Source organism: Bradyrhizobium sp. 170 (assembly GCF_023101085.1).
Classification (GTDB): domain Bacteria; phylum Pseudomonadota; class Alphaproteobacteria; order Rhizobiales; family Xanthobacteraceae; genus Bradyrhizobium.
This window is the reverse complement of sequence record NZ_CP064703.1, coordinates 1960666-1982747: the sequence shown is the minus strand read 5'-3', so window position 1 is coordinate 1982747 and position 22082 is coordinate 1960666. Positions and strand designations below refer to the sequence as shown.

Genomic DNA, 22082 nt, shown 5'->3' with positions numbered 1-22082 from the left:
CGTATAGACATAGGCACCGCGCCTCCGTTCCAAATTGTTGCAGCGCGCTGGGACTTCCTTCTCATCGTCATGCGGCAAGAATCCTGCAACCCGCCAAAGGCCTCTTCCTTGGCGATCAGCAGGCCGTCGGCCTCATCTGCGAGCACCGCAGCTTTCATGAAGTTTCTTTCTAGCGTGCTTGCCGTTTGCTGTGATCCTGCCATCGGCTGCCGAATGGTTCGGAGATCATTTGCGAGTCCGAAGCGGCCATTTGTTGAAATGCCTATGCATTGAGGATAATGATGTTGCGAACATATTTGCGTCGTATGTGCTGCGGTTCGGAGGATTTCCTGCACCGGTCTGCCATTTGGCGCTGCGATTCACCTGAAAGCTGGAGCCGATTATGCCCTATGATCGAACAGACGCCCGCATCCTCGAGATCGTGCAAAAGAACAACCGCCTAACTTCCGAGGTGATCGGCGAAATGGCGGGGCTTTCCGCTACCGCATGTCAACGACGACTGAAGAGGCTCCGCACCGAGGGCATCATCGAGGCTGATGTCTCGATCGTTTCGCCAAAGGCGGTAGGAAGATCTATTCAAATGCTCGTGCTGGTGAGCCTAGAGCGGGAGCGTTCAGATATAATCGACAGGTTCAAGAAGGCCATCAAGTCGTCAGCTGACGTCGTCAATGGATTCTACGTCACTGGCGACGCTGACTTTGTCCTGTACATTACCGCGCATAGCATGGAGGATTATGAGCAGTTCACGCGACGGTTCTTCTATGAGAACCCAAACATTAAGGGCTTCAAGACGATGGTCATAGTAGATCGCGTGAAGGTGAGCTTTGCTATTCCGATTGAAGCTCCGCCGGAGGATTAAACAAACTCTGGCGTCGGCCTGATTCGATCCGTAGGTTCGTGACTGTGCACTTTTTCTTAGCCAACACTCATAGAAAAAGCCCCTCACCGTCCCTTCTCTATCCTATGCTGCACGCACTTGAGCTGAGGATTCTTTTCAGATCGATGTTCAGAAGAGATCAAGGCCACCAATATCGCGTCTCATTCGGTTGCATCATCCATCCACTGATGACTCTACTCAAAGCATAGGAACTCGGCAGTTTGAGAGCGATCATTTAGCGACCTCGCCTTGAACGGCCGTGACGTCATGCCATGTCCACGCGTTATGCCAGCGGCAGTAATTTCGAAGTCAATACCGCGTTGCGCGCGCGAAGAGGCGATTGCGGATCAACAGGGATGCGTCAGGCCGTCGGCGGGCCTCGTGAAGTCCTTGAATTCAAAATATGCAAGTTAGACGAGGGTGAAAAAGCGCTTAGTCAGGCGCTAGCGGCCAAGTTTTCCGGACCGTCCTCGATTTGGTCCAGAATCATGCCTTTGAAGGCGAGGCAGGAGCCGAGATGATCGACGATTTGGTCAAGCCACGGACATTCACCGCCGATGGGATCACCGCTCCACTGCGCCACACCACTTTCCGGCGCATCTGGCTGGCGAGCCTGCTCTCCAATCTTGGCGCCTTAATTCGGGGCGTTGGCGCGGCTTGGGCTATGATGCAGATGACACAGTCGGCTGACAAGGTCGCGATGGTTCAGACCGCGCTGATGCTGCCGGTTATGCTGGTCTCGATTCCGGCCGGTGCCATTGCCGACATGTATGACCGGCGCATCGTGGCGCTGGTCTCACTTGGTATCGTGCTCGCCGGCGCGACAGCACTGGCGATGTTCACCTGGCTTGGCATAGTCACGCCAAACTGGTTGTTGGCTTTGTGCTTCGTAGTCGGCATCGGCGCGGCGCTAATGGATCCGGCCTGGCAATCCTCGGTCGGTGAGCAGGTGCCATTGGAAACGCTTCCCGCGGCCGTGACGCTGAACAGCATCAGCTACAATATCGCGCGTAGCGCGGGCCCGGCGATCGGCGGCATTGTCGTTGCGACCGCCGGCGCAGTGGCTGCGTTCGCGCTCAACGCGCTGCTTTATCTGCCGCTATTGCTTGCGCTGTTTCTGTGGAAACGCATTTCCGAACCCTCGCGTTTGCCGCCTGAGAAGCTCAACCGTGCCATCGTTTCGGGCCTGCGCTATATCGCCCATTCACCCTCGATCAAGATTGTTCTAACTCGTTCCATGGTCACCGGTGTGATCGGCGGCGCGATCATTGCCCTAATGCCGCTAGTTGCGCGCGATCTCCTGCATGGCGATGCCCAGACCTATGGTATCCTGCTCAGCGCCTTTGGTCTCGGCGCGGTCATCGGTGCGCTGAATGTCACTGAAGTCCGCAAGCACATGAATGGTGAGGCCGCGATCCGCGCCTGCGCGCTTTCCATGGCCGGGGCGATTGCCGCAGTGGCATTGAGTGGCGAGCCAGTATTGACGGCCGCCGCGCTTGTTCTCGCGGGGGCCGTGTGGATGATGGCGTGGGCGCTGTTCAACATTGGCGTGCAGCTGTCTGCGCCGCGCTGGGTAGCGGGGCGCTCGCTGGCAGCCTATCAAGCGGCGAGCTCAGGCGGGATTGCAATCGGTAGCTGGGCCTGGGGCCATCTGACCGATGCCGCCGGGGTCGAAACTGCGCTCTTGGTCTCTGCCGCTCTGATGTTGGTCTCGCCGCTTTTGGGGCTCTGGCTGCCTATTCCGCGCATCGGTGCGCGGGGCGAAGAGGCCGAGGTGCTTGCGGATCCCGAGGTACGGCTGGCGCTGACCGGACGCAGCGGGCCGTTGGTGGTCGAGATCGAATACCGAGTTGCGCTGGAAAATGCGCGGGCCTTCCACAATGTGATGCAGGACGTACAGCTGTTCCGTCAACGCAACGGCGCCTATGGCTGGTCGATTGCGCGCGACATCGCCGATCCCGAATTGTGGACCGAGCGCTATCACTGCCCAACATGGCTCGATTACTTGCGCCAGCGCAACCGCTCGACGCGGTCGGAGCGCGCGATTGAACAGCAGGCGATTGCTTTCCACCTCGGCCCTGGGCCCGTGCGTGTCCGCCGGATGCTGGAGCGCCCATTCGGATCGGTGCGCTGGAAGGAAGACGTGCCCGACCACGCCGCGAATGAAGTTCTGCCCCACCATTACAAGCACGGCGGCAGCCAATAGTCGCGCTCTAGCAATCGAGAAATCCGCGTTCCTGATTGAAGCGAAGGGTGTGCATGCGGCTCGGCCAGTTGATGCCTTCCCCAGAGCCTGAAGACGACGCCCGCAGAAGCAAGTTACGAAAGGATTCGCTGCAACATGGAGCCTCCGCTGCCAATGAGTCGGCCAATGTACCCGCCACCGAACGCAGCACATCTCAGCCGGTGGTCTAGCTTTCATATCGCCAAGACGCAACTGTGCGTCGTCCGGACAACTGCTCGACTTCATCCTCGGGCTCCAAGTGCTTCAGATTGCAGTAACGTGTAAATTCCTCCAAAAAAAATGGCCACTCCGAAGGAGTGGCCAAGTCAGGGAGGAAAACGTCCCTGTGGGGGACCTCTGGGATCAGCCCGCAGCTTGTTAGATCGGTGAAATTGGCAGGCCGAGACTCTCGGCTACAGCCTTATAGGTTAGGCGGCCCCGATAGACATTGAGGCCTGCGCGCAGATGCGGATTTTCGAGCACCGCGGAAAAACCCTTGTTGGCGAGAGCCAGACCAAAGGGCAGCGTGGCGTTATTCAGTGCCTGACTTGAAGTCAGCGGGACAGCTCCGGCATATTAGCTACGCAGTAATGAATGACGCCGTCCACCTCGTAAGTTGGATCAGCATGAGTGGTTGGACGCGACGTCTCGAAGCAGCCCCCTGATCGATAGCAACATCCACGATCACGTAGCCTTTGCGCATCGAGCTAAACATTCTACGGCTGACTAGCTTCGGCGTGCTCGCTCCGGGCATAAGCACAGCACCGATTACGACGTCTGCCGCAGACACCTCCTCCTCGACGCTGTGAATCGTCGAGAATCGAGTAAATGTAGCGAATTCCACGACTTGAACTTGCGACGTTGAACGATCACGGACGCGTCTGACAAGGGCCCTTTGCAACGGCGTGCTTGATATCCTGATCGTCACTGGATTGCTGCCCCTATTGGACAGCAAAACCATATTGTTGTGGAGTGAGCGTGTTCTCGTTGTGTTACCCAATGAACATCCGCTCACTGCGCGCGCCCCCCGTTTACTGGACGTGCCTGCGCGGCGAGACGGTGCTGCTAAGCCTTACGATCCCGGGCGGGAGTTTGAAGACCTTCTGGTTTCGAAGCTCGTCTCACCTGAAGATCGTCCCAAGATCGTGTAGCGCGACACTCTGGATGCGAGAACCTTCCGCATTGCGTCGCCCGAAATATTCCCGGCGGAATTGTTGCCTCACGTAAATTGCTCCCCAATCGCAGATGAGCGCAGGGGCAATGATGAGGCGATTGAGCATGGCGACGCGCAAGGAACTGATCGGGAGCGGCTGGCCGCCCTCAACTCGACGCTTAAATCAACTTCGATTGATTCCGGGGGCACTTTGCTAGCCCCGGCACTGTTTTGCTGGAAATCACGGACACGACTAGGCATAAGCGTCTGAAATTAGTTTGTAACACCCACATGCCGTTTGCTCGAGGCCCTTGCGTCCATCGATCTGCAAGACGCCGCGCATCTTGCGAATCAAGCCTTGTTTTTCGAATCGGGTCAAGGTCTCGGTTACCCCAGCGCGGCGCAGCCCCAAGGCAGACGAAAGGCAGTCATGGGTGACTGGAAGCACCTGAGCGCCAAGAGCATCACTGGCCAAACAAAGCCAGCTCGCGAGCCGCTTTTCGCGATCGTGCCGAACCCCGCATAATCCGGTGTGAGCGCAATGCAAGGTCAGCGCTTGAACGTACTGAAAGAGCTGTTTTCGGATTTCAGGATACTCGGTCATCACCCGACACAAATCTTCGACACGGATCCTGTGCGCACTTCCAGGAAAGAGCACAACAGATTGATGCGTTGAAAGATGCGCTCCCACAAGGAGCGAAGCGCCGACCGCTCCCCGATGTCCTATCACCGCCGTTTCGAGGAAGCTGCCCGACGCGACAATTCTTAGCGAGACGAGGCCCGACTCGATAAAATAGACATGATCAGGATGCCTTTTCGGCTCTTGCAGCACCATGCGTTCTTTCAGGACGATCGGCTCAAGGAATTCCCCTATTGCCGCGAGGTCTTGACGAGAAATTCTCCTCAGGATTACGTTCTTGACAAAGGACCACGTATTAGGACGCACCGTGCTAGGCCGGTTGAAGCATCTGCTATGCGCCGGACGCTCGCTTGAGAGCTGTATCTCCGGAGCTATCAATCGGGCGCATGGTCGGTCGTGGTGTGCTCCGTCTCCTGGCATGCGGATTTTGTTCCGGGTCAACACCGCTGACGAAATATTGATTACCGACTGTAACGCCGTTTCAATCTTGATTAATGCAATGAACCTCGCACCGACGCTCAAATGCCGCTTTCGAGTGACCCCTTTTGACGGATTCCGACTGGCCGAGCCAGCGGTTGCATGTACCGACCCTTGCTTGGAGCATCAGCGCCACCAACTTGCCTTTGCCCAGTCAAAGCGCGACAATCTCATTTGCGCCTTCTGCTTGACATACATGGTCACTATGGGGCTGGGACTGGCTCGTCGCCTGCCTAGGCCAACCTGAGGTTCTTGGATTCCTCAGAAAACGGGCCAAGCTTGCCGACAGGTCGCCAGTCCCGAATCTCCAAACTCCATCGGCTTGCGGAGGCGACTTCCATAGGCATGGATATCTGAAGCAGCGCGTCGGTGAGCGCCGGTATAGCCGGAATCACGAGATCTCGGAACTCTTTGGAGCGAGAGCGCCGGGAGTTCACGCGTGCGAACGAAGGATACGAACAACCCGCAAGCTGTCAAATCTCGCCTGAGAGGCGTCCTCCGAATGTGCCTTATCTTGGATTCCGATCCACCGATTGACCCGCATCAGTGGAGAGCTTCCTAAGAAAGATGGCAGAAAAGGGGAAACACAAACCTACCCTTTCAGAAATCAGAGACAGACACATCGAGATGGTCCGATAGTTGCTCTTCATCAATTACGAACTTCCCAGCCGCAAACTCGTCATGAGGAGCGACTTTGGATCGGGTTGGCGTACTCCACATGAGAGTTACGCAACCGAAGCGTGCCTTCCAGTTAGCGCATCGGCAGCATCCCTGATGCCACCATAGATTTCATCAAGATCGGCCGCCGTGACACAATACGGCGGCATAACGTAGATCGTATTGCCGAGCGGCCGCAACAGTAGATTTCGGTCCTTGAAAAACGCCTGAAGCTTCGGACCGATGCTCGCGAGATAGCCCGCTCCCTTTGCTGTCAAATCGAGTGCCGTAATCGTGCCTGTCCGACGGACGTTTTCGAAACGTGGGTCGGCGCGGAATGGCTCAATTGTCTGTTCTTGCATTGTGGCAACCGACGCCACATGCTGGCGACATTCCTGATCTTGCCAGAGATCCAGGTTGGCCTTTGCGGCGGCGCAGGCCACTGGATTTGCAGTATATGAACTCGAATGAAAGAACGTACGCGTACGATCTTTGGAATAATGCGCGTCGAAAATATCCGCGCGGCAGAGTGTCACCGCAAGGGGAAGCGCCCCTCCCGTGAGACCTTTCGAGTAGCAGGCAATATCGGGCGTGACATTGGCCTGCTCGCAAGCGAATAGTGTTCCGGTGCGGCCCCAGCCCGTCATGACCTCGTCGGCAATGAACAGGACGTCCGAGGCCTCGCAGATCCGCTTCATCTCTCTTAGCACCCAGGCTGGGTACATCAGCATCCCGCCCGCCCCCAATATCAGAGGCTCCACAATAAAGGCGGCTGGCATTTCGTTTCGACATGCAGATTCGAGCGCATCGAGCGTTGCCTGTTCATGCCCTCTAGCGGGAAACGGGATTGAGGTAACGTCGAACAGCAGAGGCCCGTACGCCGCGTTGAACACACCTCTAGCACCGACCGACATCGCCCCGACCGTATCGCCGTGGTAGGAATGTTGCATCACGACAATTCGTATTCGCTGTTTGCCGATATTGTGCCAATAGCCGAGTGCCATTTTTAAGGCGACTTCCACACTGGCTGAGCCGCTGTCGGAGAAAAAGACATAGTCGAGGCCGCGGGGAGCGAGTTTCAAAAGTTGTGCAGCAAGCTCCTCAGCCGGTTCGTGGGTATGGCCGGCAAAGATAATCTGGTTAAGCTTTTCTGCCTGTTTCTGAATCGCGCTCACGATGTGTGGATGGCAATGTCCATGCGTCACGACCCACCAGGATGAGATTGCATCGATGATACGGCGACCATCGGCTGTGTGGAGATAAGCACCATCACCTCGCACAACCCTTGTTATCTCGTCTTGAAGCGCGTGTTGCGTGAACGGATGCCAGATCGGCGACTTTTTCTTTGGCATCATGGCTGGAAATCGTCAGCACGGAACGAGGCGTTGAACGCGGCCTGCAGCGCGTCTGCCGTGAGAGGAGAAAGCCAGGGCAATCGCCCCAACCAACGCACCCGCCCGATCTCGCAAATTGCGCTCTCATTCTCCGAGTTTCTTTCGCCAATGAAGGCAATCCCAAGAATGCCGATCTGGCGCTTTCGCAGAGCCTCTATCGACAGCAGCGAGTGATTGATCGTACCCAGCGCTGTGCTTGCGCAAAGCACGACTGGAAGCTGCCATCGCTCGAAGATGTCAGCATAAAGTGTGGCGCCCCTCAGCGGCACCATTACCCCGCCGGCGCCCTCGATCACTAGCGGTCGCTCCCCGGCGTCCGGAATATCGAGCGCATCTACGTCTATGCGAACTCCTTCAATTTCGGCGGAATGATGCGGCGAAGCGGGCGTTCGAAGGCGGTAGCGCTCCGGCACGATGCGATCGGGTGAGAGACTGCCCAGCCTTGCGGCGACCTGGGTGTCGGTCTCTCCGTCGAGACCCGCCTGAATCGGCTTCCAATAGTTCGCGCCGAGGAGATCGGCGAGCCCCGCGGAAAACACCGTTTTTCCGATTCCGGTATCCGTACCGGTCACCACGATCCGCTGGCTCATCGCGGCCAGCCCCCCGTCTCCTCAACGAGCGCATCGAGCATTGCACGCACGTCATCCTCCCCAACGTTGAGTGTCAGTGAAATCCGCAAACGGGCCGTGCCCGCCGGCACAGTTGGCGGCCGGATTCCGCGGATATCGAAGCCGCGAGCCTGCAGTGCAGAGGCGAGCCGCATCGCACGTGAATTGTCGCCGACGATATAAGGCACGATCTGCGAGTCCGAAGGACTTCGCCTAACGCGTTCACTGATCTGCTGATGCGTGAACGCGACCAGCTTGGCCAGACGCTGCTGGCGCTCAGGCTCCTCCTGCAGGATTAAGAGAGCCTCCCGCACGGCGACGGCCATCAACGGTGACGGCGCGGTGGCGAAGATAAACGGACGGCAGCGATTGACCATGAAGTCGCGCAGTGCACTGGAAGCAGTGACAAGTGCGCCGGCAGCACCCAGCGCCTTGCCGCAGGTATGAACGACTAAGAGATTTTCGCGCCCCTCATAGGGTGCGGTGAGCCCCCGTCCCTGCTCGCCGTAGACGCCTGTGGCATGGGCTTCGTCCACGATCAGGAACGCGTCGTACCGATCCGCAATCGCGACCAGGTCTTCAAGCGGTGCGAAGTCGCCATCCATGCTGTAGAGACTTTCGACCACGATCCAGACGCGGCCGGTTCGGCCTTTCGCGCGCCAGTCGCGAATTGTGCTTTCGACCGACTGGGGGTCGTTATGGGTGCTTATCCGAAAATCGGCCCTGCCAGCTCGTGCGCCTTCATGAATACTCGCGTGCACCAGGGAATCGAGAACAAGCAAATCGCCCCGCTGCGGCAGCGTTGTTAGGAGAGCAAAATTTGCGACATAACCGCCGCCAAAGAACAGCGCCGTCTCCGCTCCAAAGAACCTGGCAGCTTCTGCTTCGAGGCTCTCGTGCTCCTCACAATTGCCGCGCAGAAGCCGCGAGCCGCCGGCTCCGATCGGCGTGCCGGCCTCGAGCGCGGCGCAGACAGCCATTTTCATACGTGGAGCGCTCGCCAGCGCGAGATAATCGTTCGATGCGAAATCGACGCCTGCGCGCGGTTTGAGGCTGCGCAGCCGGTTGTCCTCTTTCAGAGCATCCAAATGTGCGACGTAATCGGCAACTTTGACCGAATGGATTGAGTTCATTCTTCACTTCCAGCGTAGGCATCGATCGCGCCAGAGTTCTGATGTCGTCAAGCACAAAGGCTCCAACATCACCTGATACTTTCAACTTGGTAGCATGCGGTTTTCTGGGTCAACCAGCACAACACGGGGTCTAAAGAGCTTGGCTTCCGCCTCATCAAAGGAGGCATATGCAACGATAGCAATTTTGTCTCCGGGCATGGCAAGTCGCGCAGCTGCACCATTCAAGTCTATGGTGCCCGACCGCGGGGGCGCTGCGGTGACATAGGTGGCGAAGCGCACTCCGGTTTCGGTGTTGTAGATTTCGACGCGTTCGTTGATCAGGAAACCTGCCGCGTCGAGCAGCGCGCGATCAATTGATATCGAGCCCTCAGAGTGCAGATCGGCTTCGGTCACCGAGGCACGATCGATCTTTCCTTTCATCAACGTAATCTGCATTTGTCCCCTACACTGGAGTTTGCGTACAGCGTGCTCGCTGCCTGTTTCACTTGAGGCAAGGTGCGGACGTGATGCCGAGCCGACCCAGCAAATTCGCGTCGCGGTCGGCTTTCGGGTTTTTGGTGGTCAACAGCACATCGCCGATGAAGATCGAATTCGCGCCGGCCAAGAAGCACAGAGCCTGCAGTGCATCGCTCATGTACTGCCGTCCGGCAGACAACCGCACGACGCTCTTCGGCATCATGATCCGGGCGGTCGCGACCAGTCGCGCCACCGCGATCGGATCGGGACGCTCCGCGGTGTCGTTGACTGGCACGCCCTTGACCTGGTTCCACAGGTTGATCGGCACGCTTTCGGGAGGCTTTCGAAGATTGGCGAGCAGCACCAGCATGGCGAGCCGGTCCTCGAGGCGCTCGTCCATGCCGATAATGCCGCCACTGCACACCTTGATGCCGGCCTCGCGCACATGTGCAAGTGTGTCGATGCGGTCCTGCAGGGTGCGCGTGGTGATGATCTTGCCGTAGAACTCGGGCGAGGATTCGACATTGTGATTGTAGAAGTCGAGCCCGGCTTCAAAGAGCCGTGTGGCCTGCTTGCGCGTCAACATGCCGAGCGTGACGCAAGTCTCCATCCCGAGGCCTTTGACAGCGCTGATCATGTCGCAGATCTGATCGAGATCACGGTCCTTTGGACTGCGCCAGGCCGCGGCCATGCAGAAGCGCCTCGCGCCTGCGTCCTTCGCGCGCTTTGCGGCGGCGACCACATCGGCGCAATCCATCAGGCGGGTGGCTTTCAGCCCGGTGTCGTAATGGGCGCTCTGCGAGCAGTAGGCGCAGTCTTCCGGACAGCCGCCGGTCTTGATGCTGAGCAGGCTCGCGGCCTCAAGGTGGTTTGGATCGAAGTTGTCCCGATGAACGTTCTGCGCCTGAAATATCAGGTCGGCAAACGGCCGGCCATAGAGCGCTTCGACCTCGGCGCGCTCCCAGCCACTGCGGAGCGGCGCTCTGTCGCCGCCGTCGTTCCGCTCCACTCCTATAGCAGCAGCCATTGCACTTGCCTTCTTACCCGCGTCAATCATAGATACCAGCGCCGATTATCGATAGTCGAGCGATCGATGCCAGTAAATTGCCTTAGGAACCGCTGGGAGATGATTATCGCCGCCCAAAGCCAGCCTTTCCGAAAAAGATGTAAAGCTAATCGATGCGCAAAGACCGCAAAAACTGCTCAAACCCGGCGAAATCCTGCAACATCGGGCGAATCAAGGTTCGATGTCGAATCATCTCGGGCCGGTCGCCGAACGGGGCACAATATATCCGCTCAGTTGTGATAGATAATCTATGATCACAGACGAGAACACCACAATTGCCCAGCACATTGCGGGCTCAATTGGTGAGCGCATCATTAGCGGCGCTCTGCCGCCTGACGCCCCGCTCCGGCAGGATCATGTCGCGCGAGAGTTCAATTCCAGCCATGTCCCCGTGCGCGAGGCGTTTCGCCAACTGGAGGCTCAACATCTCGTTGTCGCTGTGCCCCGTCGTGGCGTGAGGGTCGCTCCACTCGATACCAATTCCGTGAAGGAGATCGCCGAGATGCGTGGAGCTCTCGAGGTGGTCGCCCTGCGCAATGCGGCTCCAAAGCTCACCTCTAGCCATTTGGCACGGATCAAGCTCGCCCTGGTTGAAGGAGAGAATGCCCAGACCATTCAGGATTTTGAGATGGCCAACCGCGCCTTTCACCACGCGCTGGCGGCGCCGTGTGCGATGCCGCGCCTGCTCGCCAGTCTCGACGGACTACAGCTTGCAAACTCTCGATTGGTGTTCGCGATGGCGGTTGGCGACCGCGATCCAATCAGGATCACCGCCTGATTCTGCAGGCATTGCGAGCGCGCAACGTCGACCAAGCCTGTAACCTGCTCGCGCGCCACATTCAATCGATTGAGCGCCTTGCCCTTCCTGCGTCCTGACCGGCAATTCTGGCGAGTTCCGTTGCAGACCACGGTCCTGGCAAGACTGCGGCAGCAGCGACCATCTTGCCGGGCGAGCGCGGGATGTGGTGCTAGCGTTGCAGCCGGTTCAATCCCACGATAGTTATGCGACCTACTCATTACTCCTCAGGCTATCCATGATACGTCACATCGTCCTGTTCACAGCTAAGGATAAGGCCCACATCGATAAAATGATCGAAGGCCTCTCGGTTCTCACCAAAATCCCGCATGCCCGCCGGCTCGAGGTTGCCCGCAACCGCAAGACCGACCAGCTCGGCAACGACATTGACGTTGTGGTTTATGGTGAGTTCGACAACGAGGCGGATCTCGCAGCTTTCAAAGCGCATGATCTATACCAGGAATCGATCAGTCGGGTACGACCACTCCGGGAACTGCGGTTCGCGGCCGACTACAACGCATCAACAGATGTGCGTATTGCTTAAATAGCAGCGATAATCAATTTTGGTCCGCGCACCGTACCATCGACGGGGGTTAACCTGATAACCGATCTCAAGAGTTTGCTGATCATGGACGAGCGTCGCTCTCGTTTAGGTGAGAATCACAATCGGAGCACGCCTCACAGCACTCTAGCCCTCAGTGACTGACAACCCCATGCACGTCCGAGAATTGCAGTGGATTGAGCCTGTCACAGCGATGCGAATTCTCGCGCATCGAGCGCACCTTACGTTTCTCGATAGCGCGGCAAGACACGAGTTGGTTGGACGCTACTCATATCTGAGCTGCGACCCATTTAGCACCTATATGGTCGCGGACGGACAGGCGAGTTGCAATGGAGAGGCTCTCGAGGGCGATCCATGGGAAGTTCTTCGCACCCTGCTTGCCATGTATCCGCAAGAGCATCGCCTCGATCTCCCGCCGTTCCAGGGAGGCGTGGCCGGCTTTCTTGCTTACGATCTGAACAGGACACTGGAGCAATTGCCGGCGCCCGTAATTCCTGGTCTGGGTTTGCCCCAATCCGTTTTACACTTCTATGATGTGGTAATCAGCTACGATCACAGTGACCACAGGTGCCGGATCGTTTCTACCGGATGGCCGGAACAAGATGCCGTACGTCGGAGCGAGCGTGCACGCGGTCGAGCCGATGAGTTTGCAGCTCTCCTTGCTAACCCAAAGTCGCCGCGGAATGATTCCCTGGGCACACCCGGCGTACGGCATTCGAACTTCAGCCGTGACGGCTACATTACGGCGGTACAGCGCGTCATCGACTTGATTCTGGCCGGAGACGTCTTCCAGGCCAACATTGCGCAGCGCTTCTGTGCCCGGTTGTCACCCTCATTCGATCCGCTTGCCTTCTACTGCCAGCTGCGCTCATTGAACCCGGCGCCCTTTGCGGCCCTCTTGCGCTACGGCAAGCTCACCATCGCATCGAGTTCCCCCGAACGGTTCCTAAAGCTTGACGGACAAGAGGTCGAGACGCGCCCCATCAAGGGCACGATCGCGCGTTCCGCCGATTTCGAGGAAGACCGGCGTCGCGCTGAAGTCCTAGTTGCGTCCGAAAAGGACCGTGCCGAGAACATTATGATCGTCGACCTCCTGCGTAACGATTTGTCGCGCGTATGCACTCCGCATTCGGTCGAGGTTCCAGTGCTGTGCGACCTCCAATCCTATGCCTCAGTGCATCACCTCGTGTCGATCGTAAGGGGGGAGCTCGCAGGAGACCAAGACGCAGTCACCCTACTGCGAGCCTGCTTTCCCGGCGGCTCTGTTACGGGGGCGCCAAAGGTGCGATCAATGGAGATTATTGCCGAAATCGAGCGTGTGGCGCGAGATGTTTATTGCGGGGCGATCGGTTTCATCGGCTTCAACGGTCATATGGATACGAATATTGCGATCCGCACTGTAACGATCGACGATGGCTTGGCCGTGTTTCATGCAGGTGGCGGGATAACGGCGATGTCTGATCCAGAGGCCGAATACGAGGAGACGCTCGCCAAGGCGCAGCGAATCTTCCACGCATTGCGTGCTGAAACAGCTGGCGCATCTTGATACTTATCGTCGACAACTACGATTCATTCGTCTTCAACATTGCCCGTTATCTCCGGAAACTTGGCGCAGCAACGGTGGTGATCCGGAATGACGCGCTGACCGTCAGCAATCTTGTTGGCCTCAAGCCGCGCGCAGTGATTATCTCGCCTGGCCCCTGCACTCCACTCGAGGCCGGAATATCTACGGCCATCGTCCGCGAACTTTCAGGTCGCTTGCCCATTCTCGGCATCTGCCTCGGGCATCAGTGTATTGGGAGCGTGTTCGGCGGACGCGTAGTGCGTGCACGTCGGCCCATGCACGGGCGGTCTTCGCATATTGCCCATGACGGCCAGGGGCTATTCACTGGACTCTCATCGCCACTTTGCGTGGGCCGCTACCATTCTCTTGTTGTTGAGCTCGATGAGACATGCGCCCCGCATCTCAAGGTGACAGCGCGTTCCGAGGAGGGCGAGATCATGGCCCTCGCGCATCGGTATCAACCAACTTATGGCGTACAGTTTCATCCCGAATCCATACTTACCCCACAAGGGGACCTACTGCTTTCAAACTTCTTGCGAATAGCAGAACCTTCGTTAACCTGAGGATCGAACAGCATGGCCAACGTCCGACGTCGGAAGAGGCGTGCTGCGCAACGTGAGAGTGAGCTGGCTCCCTCCTGAGCAAACGAATTCCATCCAAGATGCCAGCAGAAGCTGCGGTAGCCGCACTCAATTAACAGAACTCCGCTGCGAAAGAGCATGACTTTATTCGATGAGGTTGATGCACTCTCATGGTTGGGATCATCTCATTTGCGTTATGCCGCTTCGGAATTGGATCTGAAGACCTTCGGACAGATCACGTTGCGCAAGACGAGGCCGAGAAAAACGAGGGGTAGGCTTAGGCTACCCTCACGCAGAGCTCCGCGCCAACTTTGATTGGCAACGTTAAACGCAGAAAGCCGTTTGCTGGATCCCTGACAAACTCGAGAAAATCGGGCTCAGCGTTCTCGTTCATCACATAGCCCCCAATCCGCACTTGCGGTGCGACAATCTCTATAACTTGTCGGGCCAAAGAGGGACCCTCATTCACAAACCAGCCATCCATCAGAACAAAATCTACGGGTCCACCGAGATCACGCAGAGTTCTCCGGGCGTCCCCTTCCCTAATCTCGGCGTAATCCGAAAGACCTACATGGCGCAGATTGCGACGCGCTGCTGCTGCCTTCGCGGAGACGAGTTCCGATCCAATCACGATCCCACCGCCATTGTCACGCATTGCGGCGGCGAGATAGAGCGTTGACATCCCGGTAGACGTCGCAAATTCCGCAACGCGCTTTGTGCCCAGCCACCGACAGAGCAGATATATCAGTTCGCCTTGCTCCGGCGCAATGCCGAGACCGTACTCCACGTAATCGAAGGGATTGCGGCTCGCTTTGGGATTGTTACGTGGTCCACCGTCAAGGGGATACTGCTCCGATAGCAGGCGTGCAGTTACCGCATGAAAATTCTCATCCTGAATGAAACTAGGGGCAACGGCATTCATGCTTGATTTCTCCGTTCGAGTGGATTGCATCTCAGTTCAAGGTACAAGACGACCACAGATCGCTACTCCTCGGTCATTTGGCGGTCCGCGCTGTCCGCTCTGGCACTCATGTGATACTTAGAGTTTCGTGGGAGCTCCCGTGCTACAGACCCTAAAAACCAATGATGCGAGTACCGCCCCCTTAGATCTCGACAGCTCACGGCCTGCTCGATCGCATCGGATCCAGTGGAGTGGCAAAGATATATGAGCATGTCGCATCTCATGTCGTGCGGCTCATCGGCAGGGCCTTCAACTGTTCATTCCACAGCTGAAGTGAACTATATTGCAGCCCAGCGGTTTCGAAGCTGTTTCATATTCAACCTTACGATGCTTCTTGCCAGAGGCCTTATAGCACAACTACCAGCAGCAATGGTTCATTTCAAATTTGTGTCGTGCAAGTGGAGTTCAAGCATCTGTGAAGTCGATCCAGCCCATGAGGACGAGAAGATAAACTCTTCGACTTGGCCCATTTTCAGAAGGATTTGTGCAGAAGAATACGAGGAACGATTTTCTCATCTTGAGAGACTCCGTGTCACATCACGTTGCGTCAAACTGGCGCGTATCTGGCCTCCTCTGCCGGCCGCCGCTCTTGCAATGATGGAGCTGCTAAGTCGCACACGAAGAGCTTGGTGAACTGGTAAGATGTCACTGAGGAAGGTAGCTTACGCAAATGGAACGCCTAAACGCCCCGCTTCAGACAGCAACGACAGTCCAAATTTCTGCTTGATCTTCCTCAATCCGGAACCAGCGGGGCGTGCTCCCGCGCAACGGCTTTTCCTCCCTGTGCGTCAAGACAGCGGCGCCAGGACCCCGAGAAGGAGTGGCTGCATAGAACAGCGGAAGCCATCAGCGATCCGCGCGCGAGTACAAGGACGGAGACTCCCGAGCCGATGTGTGTGAGGCGATACCAGTCGTGCGGACAATGGTGCTCGGGCTCTAAGACCAACGACCGACCCGCGTGATCGCAACAAGACGAACTTCGCTATAGCGATACCGAGGTCACGCTGTTCGATTGCAGAAGTGAACCGAGAAGATCAGGGAGCTCGCGTCGGGTGTCGCTCAATACCATTCCGTAGGCGCGTTGGAGAAGATGCCGCTGTCCCAGTAAACTCACCGTCGACACGAACCAGCTGAAACGCTGGTTAGGGCTCCCAAAGCGATGTTGCGCCTGATGTCGACCTTCGAAACAATGCGTCTGGCTGGAGCTCATGTGCGAGGGCCCACCGTGAGGTGAAGGCCTTCCATTATTGATCAGATCGAAGTTCGCGAGCGATGCAGCCCGGGTACTTCCGCCGGTACGCCGATAAGAAAGCTTCGTCGCGCAGAAGCACCGTCCGACGTATCTTTCGCCTTGTGCGGCAACTAGGGACCTCGCGCCATATCACGCTGCTCCGATGTCCATCTGCATCGGTTGCATCTTGGCTTCAATCTAGATCTTTTTGCGACTGCGCGGGATCAATATCATGAGGTGGTTGCTAGCCTTCTGTACATGGCAAATCCACGGCATCACCTCGAGCGAATCGCATTCCACCTTTCGAGCATTCTGGACAATCAGCGTCCTTTCGCGGTTCGACTAAGTGCAGCTTCCCGGTCAGGGCATTGATGTGCTGGTAATGCAAGGAGCGATCAGCGCGTAGACTGAGATAATCCATCAGAAAATCATTCACGGCGTGCCCCGCGGAGACCGCGTTGAGAGTGATAACGCTGGGGTTCGGCTCCTCAACGCCATAAGCCTGCGCCTTTCGCTCCGCATCAGTCTTGGCCTCTTTGGCCAAGAGATTAGGATCGATCAGCTGATTGCACCAAAGGCAACCCGCACCTGGACGAATGGGCCGAATGGCACTGAACGCATCGATCACCCGCCCCTGCTCATCAGCGCGGATTTTCGAGCCCAGCTGAACGGCTGGAATAAGATATTGATGAACCATCGCGTTCACTACTAAGCGTGCCCGCATTGAGTCCGCCGCAAGAAAGATGTAATCGCAGCCTTTGAGCCGGTCCGCCACTGAAGCTTTAGCCACATCCGCATTGAAGTGCTCGATGTGCGCGGATGGATTGGCCTGCTGGATGAGGCGCCGTGCCAACTGAACTTTGGGCGTGCGATTTTCAACGTCGGACTGCGATGCTCCGATAAGTCGTGCAAGATTGGACGCCTCAACCGCGTCGTCATCAACGAGCGTGAAGTGGCCGACACCCAATCGGGCCAGATACTCCACAACCAGACTACCGATCCCGCCTAGCCCGATCACCGCAACATGGGCGCGCGATAAGGTTTGCTGGCCCACTCGACCGAACATACGAATCTGGCGGTCATATTGGTCGTCCATCGAGCTCAGATTTCTCGATAGTTGAGGGGCAAGACGCTCAATCTTCATGCCAATTACGCTCGCCTGATCGAGTTCGCAACGGCTGCCATCTGGCATCCAGAGATCTGCCTGCATGGCCCGCCGCCCCAATACCAGAGCACCAACCGGCATGCCTTTGGCGATTTGCAACAGAGCGGGATAGCCGCGCTCATGAGACCGGATATCGATATCGCTGAATCCGACTTGCCGATCGCTACCGTGATTGTGAACGGCCAAATAGACGAGCCGCTCGTCGCGAGCGCGTGTAACCAGCCGATGAATGAATTGCGGCGTTAGGGCGCGGTGACCAATTTTGCCTGCTACATAGTCGATTCCGTCCTTAGCCAGATGCACTTCCCGAACAGTGAGGAGTGGAATCGTGCCTAGTTCGGACAGCCCCGCGAGTAAGATGGCTCCGTGCTCATCACAATCCTCCTGATAGAGATGATGCCAGAGTAACTCGTAGTCCGAACGGGCAATGCGGAGCCTGCACTTGGACATCACGACGATCTTTCCAAAAAATCCAGAACCTTGAGAACCTTGGCACAAACTTTTTGCTTACCGTTCTGGGCCGTGCTGTTGCGGCGGGAAATTTGCAGAGCCGGCCTTCCTTCAAACGCATGTCCTGCAGTGACCGGCGGCGTAAAGCCCTGACCGTCGGCGCGCCGGACCTCCCCACCGATGAACATGGGATAGATATCGGCATAGGGATATTGCGCGGTGATGTGGAAGCCCACCCAGGTCTTGTTCGGAACGAACCGGTCGCTAAGCGCGACCGGTTCGACCGTAAGATAGACGCCGCCCTGCCCATCGTCCCGCGTGTTGACGGAGGCAGAGGGGAATTGCTTCTTCAAATCTTCGATGGCGGCAGAAACTTCCACTTTCATGGCAATTTCTGCCTAGGAGTTGTCGTCTGGCGCGATCGCCGTGAACCGAAGATGTTCGCGCAGATGAACGACGTCATTGTCGCCGACGATACGGCTGGTGCCATTAGGCAGCTCTTCCTGCAGCACGAAATTGGGCTGGATCGCTACACCTTGAGCAATGGCGGCGGCTTTGATCTCTGTGCCGGTGGCGGAGTGGCCTTTGAGGTTCACCGGCTGTTCGTTGACAGTGATGATGACGATGTGTTCAGGCTTGTGCGCCACGAACACCATTTGATCGCGAAGCTCTACCGGCTCATGATCTTCGATGTGACGATGGGTACCATCGGGGAGGACTTCGTCCAGCAGGTAGTCCTTGCCGATCTCAACGTCCTGCTCGATCGCAGCGATCTTGATCTGCTCGCCAGTTTCACGCGGGCCCAGCAGCTTTAGCGGGCGCTCATTCACTTTCACAGTGACCAAGTGGTCGTGTCGGAGGCCTTCCGCCTCAAGGATATCCGTGCGTTCGGTAGTCATACGCTTTCCCCTTGCGATTCCGAAGTCAAATTGCTATCAAGCAATAGATAGAGGACCCGAAATAGAAAGTCAATTGCTAAATGGCAATTTCTGAGAACGCAAGAAACGCTAACGATACCAAAGGCTTTGACGGAGATGCCTTCTACCGGGCGCTGGAAACAACGGTTCAAACTCGCGACGTCACCTGGAAAGAGGTGTCAGAAGCAACCGGCGTTAGCGCTTCGACCCTGACGCGCATGGCGCAGGGCCGGCGTCCAGACGCGGCCAGTTTGGCCGCGCTTTCTGCCTGGGCCGGACTTAATCCGTCGGATTTTGTCAACGCGCCCTATCGCGCCAGCCAGCCAGAGCCCATGGTGCAAATTTCTAGCCTTTTGCGGGCTGATCCGGCCTTGGACGCTGAGGCCGCAGAAGCGGTGGAAGCAATCGTACGCGCGGCTTATGAGCGCCTGAAGAAGCCCCTCAAGTAAGCCGCTGCACCTCTCAGCATTTTAGCTGCCATTGACGGCTTTCAGCCGCCTGCAAACGCCTCTCCTCCACGGCTTTGACGATGTCGGGGATCACGTGCTCGTTCATCTCACTGAGGAACTCCTGCAAAAGCTTGGCATCGACCGGCGCAAGCCCTTGAAGCATTTCAGGTCTTTCATTTGTCTTGTCTTGTGCATCGTCAGCCATCGGTGATCTCCCTGAAGTCTTGAATGCGCTTCGGCGCGTGTCGATAGCGCTATTTCGTCTGAGTTGGTCGCAAATTGCAATCGATCCGCGAGAATCCTCCATGACCGGCATTGGCAAGTTTCAGGCCACCCATGCCGGAAGCGATTTGGCCCACCTGCTTCCGATCGAAAATCAAGGCATCGGTGCGGCTGTGGAACAGCCAGAGGGGCATCTGCTCGCGTAAGCTGGCCGTGGCGTCGATCACCGCACGCGCCTCAACCCTTCCGTTAGCCCACTGTTCCTCCGTCGAAAACTCGACCACCCAGATAAACTGGGCGTACGGCAGTGTCATGATGTACTGCAGGAGTTTCGGATCAAATTCGGATGCATGCTCTCGCGCAAAACGGCGATAAGACGAGCCGGTGGTGATGAAGTAGCGGATAATGGTCTCGTCCTTGGGCGGGAGCCCGATCGCGCGACCAAGCGTGAACAAGGCAGGAGCCAACCGATCAACGGCATCAGCTGGATAATAGACCTTTTCAGGAAGCGCTACGATAAAGGCGTCAATCGCCTCCGCCGCATAGGCACTTCCGCTCGACTTCGGAATGGACAAGTACGGCAGGTGATTGTCGTCGACAACAGCAAGCGTTTCGACTTCGTCCCAAGCATGCCGGAGACCGCAGTGACCTTTCACCGGTTGACGCCATTCATAGCCCACGAGCGCAACCGCATGGCGCCGCGAATGCATCGCGGCGAACAGAGGGAAGCCCGATTCTATATAGGCAATCAGTTGCCTATAGAACGGATGGTCCTGAGTACCTGTCGTGGTGTTGCGCGCGATATGGATAGGGAAAGTGTTCGCTTCTTGAAACACGCGTTCGGCATGAGCGATCTGCAAGCCCTTAGACGGCACCAAACCACCCGGATTGAACTCGTGCGCCATCATCGTGATCTCATGGACCAAATATTCTCGATGAACGTTGTAGCGCTCGCTATAGTGACGCAAGATGGACCAACAAGCAGCATGTGCGCAAACCGAAATATCGACATGCTGATCCATGGAAGGAAAGCCGCGTATTGCCAGCTTATAGCCGAGCAGATGCACTTTATGATCAGCAGTAATGATGAAACGTCCAGCGCCCTTGCGGATGTCCGGAGAGAGCACAGTCCTGCCGATGGTAGCAATGCCAGTCGGCCGCAATACCATGTAGCCGAAGTAATGATACTTGAGCTTCTCGCGATCGGGACAAATTAGCGCAGCATTGGCGTCATCTAACTTCACAGTCTGGTCAAAAAAATGCAGCCGGACGCAGTCGCTGCGATAATACTGCCCCTTCTTCGAATAGAAACTATAGTACGTGCTGCGATAGTCCTTATCGATGTAGTTGTACTCGATTAGGACGCCCTTCACCGCATCCGAGATCCCCTGGCTCAAAATCTTTGCGATCCGGTCCGGGTTGTACTCGGAGGTGATGTGATTGGACAGCTGCGCGAGATCCGCGCTCGTCGCCAAAGAAATCCACTTATACATTAAAATTTACCGTGGTCAGAAGCGATGCGCATATGCATCGTAAAAGTTGCCATTAGAAATCCTTGATCAAAAAATAGGCGATTCCCTCCTACCGCCGGCTAGACGGAGGTGTAAGCCACCGGCTGACCTTGGTCAAATCTGGAGGATGAGGCGTGCTAGACCGGCTGACTGGTGAAGGTCACTTGAAACCTAATAACCGCAGACCAACCGCGCTGCGCCGCACAACATGATGAAACGTGACACCCCTACCCGATGGGGAATTTTTCAGACAATCTGAACCAGCTCGGGCGAATACTGCAAGGGCGCTGATCGATGGTTATCTCACTGCGGGGCACCTAGGATCTTACCATCTGTCCGAGCGCACGTCGCTGGAAATGCCAGTGGACATAGCCGGACGTGCCATGGTCCGGGTGCGCCCACGCGACGCTGCCAACACAGACAAGCGGAAACGGACAACAGATTCCTTTTCCTAGGTTTTCGCTCATCAATGCTCGCGTTCAACATGAACCGAATGGATTGGCACATGCTCGTGGCTGGCGCCGAGTTCGTGAAGCCTGTGATGCAGGCGATGATGTGCAAGCTCCAGAGTAGCCCGCAGCCGCGCGTGCCGCGCTTCATCGGCCCGGGGGGCCAGCGTATCAACGTAGGCGATCGATCCCTCGATCTGCGCGAGGACCGACATCGCGTCTGCGATCGCAAAGATGGGTTTTTCCCCGACTCCGACATACACTGCACTGGTGTGGGCCGCGATGTCGGCCTCGCGCCCGGCGACACTGCCTCGAACACGGATCGCGACCCAGCAAGACTCGGTGACGCGTAGGGGGAAATGGCCGTTGCATGACAGGTGACTGCATCGCACTTCGTCGACTGCGGTGCCATTGCGAATCAACTCGACTCGCGTTGGCCGGACGCTGACCGATTCTATCCGCCAGTTGACGGCGACGGTTCCGCCTGAAACAGGAAGCGCGATCTTGCTCCCTGGACGGCGTCCTTCCACCGTCATATC

19 protein-coding genes and 2 pseudogenes are annotated in these 22082 nt (G+C 57.0%); 8 read left to right on the top strand and 13 right to left on the bottom strand.

Features of this window, described 5'->3' with window-relative positions; genetic code table 11:
• Positions 1–382 precede the first annotated feature (382 nt).
• Together IVB05_RS09480 and IVB05_RS09475 are read left to right on the top strand one after the other, a co-directional pair.
• Positions 383–859, top strand: coding sequence for an Lrp/AsnC family transcriptional regulator (locus IVB05_RS09480; RefSeq protein WP_247783959.1), 477 nt, complete (start codon positions 383–385; stop codon positions 857–859).
• Positions 860–1394: 535 nt separating this feature from the next.
• A complete protein-coding gene (locus IVB05_RS09475) occupies positions 1395–3083 on the top strand; it encodes an MFS transporter (RefSeq protein ID WP_247783958.1) in 1689 nt (562 codons plus the stop codon).
• 396 nt (positions 3084–3479) lie between these two features.
• On the opposite strand, the pseudogene IVB05_RS09470 reads toward IVB05_RS09475, so the two are convergent.
• Positions 3480–3927 (bottom strand): annotated as a pseudogene (locus IVB05_RS09470) (alanine dehydrogenase); the annotation flags it as partial.
• Positions 3928–4006: 79 nt separating this feature from the next.
• Between IVB05_RS09470 and IVB05_RS43715 the strand changes: the two are divergent.
• A complete protein-coding gene (locus IVB05_RS43715) occupies positions 4007–4252 on the top strand; it encodes a hypothetical protein (RefSeq protein ID WP_346771839.1) in 246 nt (81 codons plus the stop codon).
• Positions 4253–4507: 255 nt separating this feature from the next.
• Here IVB05_RS43715 and IVB05_RS09465 read toward each other — a convergent pair whose 3' ends face one another.
• From IVB05_RS09465 to bioB, 6 genes are all read right to left on the bottom strand, one after another.
• Entirely contained in the window at positions 4508–5089 is a 582-nt protein-coding gene (locus IVB05_RS09465; protein WP_247783957.1) for a Crp/Fnr family transcriptional regulator, read from the bottom strand.
• Between the two features lie 1007 nt (positions 5090–6096).
• Positions 6097–7383 carry an adenosylmethionine--8-amino-7-oxononanoate transaminase gene (locus IVB05_RS09460; RefSeq protein ID WP_247783956.1) on the bottom strand — a complete coding sequence of 429 codons (1287 nt, stop codon included), beginning with the start codon at positions 7381–7383 and terminating at the stop codon, positions 6097–6099.
• Positions 7380–8012, bottom strand: coding sequence for a dethiobiotin synthase (bioD, locus tag IVB05_RS09455; protein WP_247783955.1), 633 nt, complete (start codon positions 8010–8012; stop codon positions 7380–7382). Before bioD ends, IVB05_RS09460 begins: the two co-directional genes overlap by 4 nt.
• Positions 8009–9163, bottom strand: coding sequence for an 8-amino-7-oxononanoate synthase (locus tag IVB05_RS09450; RefSeq protein WP_247783954.1), 1155 nt, complete (start codon positions 9161–9163; stop codon positions 8009–8011). Before IVB05_RS09450 ends, bioD begins: the two co-directional genes overlap by 4 nt.
• Before the next feature lie 81 nt (positions 9164–9244).
• Positions 9245–9598 (bottom strand): aspartate 1-decarboxylase, encoded by a 354-nt coding sequence (panD, locus tag IVB05_RS09445; RefSeq protein WP_247521701.1) that lies wholly within the window; start codon positions 9596–9598, stop codon positions 9245–9247.
• 46 nt (positions 9599–9644) lie between these two features.
• Positions 9645–10646 carry a biotin synthase BioB gene (gene bioB / locus IVB05_RS09440; protein ID WP_247783953.1) on the bottom strand — a complete coding sequence of 334 codons (1002 nt, stop codon included), beginning with the start codon at positions 10644–10646 and terminating at the stop codon, positions 9645–9647.
• 289 nt (positions 10647–10935) lie between these two features.
• On the opposite strand from bioB, the pseudogene IVB05_RS09435 reads away from it, so the two are divergent.
• From IVB05_RS09435 to IVB05_RS09420, 4 genes and pseudogenes are all read left to right on the top strand, one after another.
• Positions 10936–11561, top strand: a pseudogene (locus IVB05_RS09435) (GntR family transcriptional regulator).
• Between the two features lie 158 nt (positions 11562–11719).
• Positions 11720–12025 carry a Dabb family protein gene (locus IVB05_RS09430; RefSeq protein WP_247783952.1) on the top strand — a complete coding sequence of 102 codons (306 nt, stop codon included), beginning with the start codon at positions 11720–11722 and terminating at the stop codon, positions 12023–12025.
• Between the two features lie 169 nt (positions 12026–12194).
• Positions 12195–13589, top strand: a complete 1395-nt coding sequence (gene pabB, locus IVB05_RS09425; protein ID WP_247783951.1) for an aminodeoxychorismate synthase component I — start codon at positions 12195–12197, stop codon at positions 13587–13589.
• The gene (locus IVB05_RS09420; RefSeq protein WP_247783950.1) at positions 13586–14170 is read left to right on the top strand and encodes an aminodeoxychorismate/anthranilate synthase component II; all 585 of its coding nucleotides are present in this window, start codon (positions 13586–13588) and stop codon (positions 14168–14170) included. Before pabB ends, IVB05_RS09420 begins: the two co-directional genes overlap by 4 nt.
• Positions 14171–14465: 295 nt before the next feature.
• Here the strand turns inward: IVB05_RS09420 and IVB05_RS09415 are convergent, their stop codons facing one another.
• The 4 genes from IVB05_RS09415 to IVB05_RS09400 all read right to left on the bottom strand — a co-directional run bounded on the left by IVB05_RS09415 (position 14466) and on the right by IVB05_RS09400 (position 18894).
• Positions 14466–15110: a class I SAM-dependent methyltransferase gene (locus IVB05_RS09415; protein ID WP_247783949.1), complete on the bottom strand. Its 645-nt coding sequence runs from the start codon at positions 15108–15110 to the stop codon at positions 14466–14468.
• Positions 15111–16624: 1514 nt separating this feature from the next.
• A complete protein-coding gene (locus IVB05_RS09410) occupies positions 16625–17995 on the bottom strand; it encodes a ThiF family adenylyltransferase (protein ID WP_247783948.1) in 1371 nt (456 codons plus the stop codon).
• Positions 17995–18381 carry a hypothetical protein gene (locus IVB05_RS09405; RefSeq protein WP_247783947.1) on the bottom strand — a complete coding sequence of 129 codons (387 nt, stop codon included), beginning with the start codon at positions 18379–18381 and terminating at the stop codon, positions 17995–17997. Before IVB05_RS09405 ends, IVB05_RS09410 begins: the two co-directional genes overlap by 1 nt.
• A gap of 12 nt (positions 18382–18393) precedes the next feature.
• Positions 18394–18894 carry a multiubiquitin domain-containing protein gene (locus IVB05_RS09400; RefSeq protein WP_247783946.1) on the bottom strand — a complete coding sequence of 167 codons (501 nt, stop codon included), beginning with the start codon at positions 18892–18894 and terminating at the stop codon, positions 18394–18396.
• Between the two features lie 80 nt (positions 18895–18974).
• On the opposite strand from IVB05_RS09400, the gene IVB05_RS09395 reads away from it, so the two are divergent.
• Positions 18975–19361 (top strand): helix-turn-helix domain-containing protein, encoded by a 387-nt coding sequence (locus IVB05_RS09395; RefSeq protein WP_247783945.1) that lies wholly within the window; start codon positions 18975–18977, stop codon positions 19359–19361.
• A 13-nt stretch (positions 19362–19374) separates the two neighbouring features.
• Here the strand turns inward: IVB05_RS09395 and IVB05_RS09390 are convergent, their stop codons facing one another.
• Positions 19375–19566 (bottom strand): hypothetical protein, encoded by a 192-nt coding sequence (locus tag IVB05_RS09390; protein ID WP_247783944.1) that lies wholly within the window; start codon positions 19564–19566, stop codon positions 19375–19377.
• Positions 19567–19615: 49 nt separating this feature from the next.
• On the bottom strand, positions 19616–21076 hold the full coding sequence (locus IVB05_RS09385; RefSeq protein WP_247783943.1) for a hypothetical protein: 1461 nt from the start codon (positions 21074–21076) through the stop codon (positions 19616–19618).
• Positions 21077–22082: the final 1006 nt, after the last annotated feature.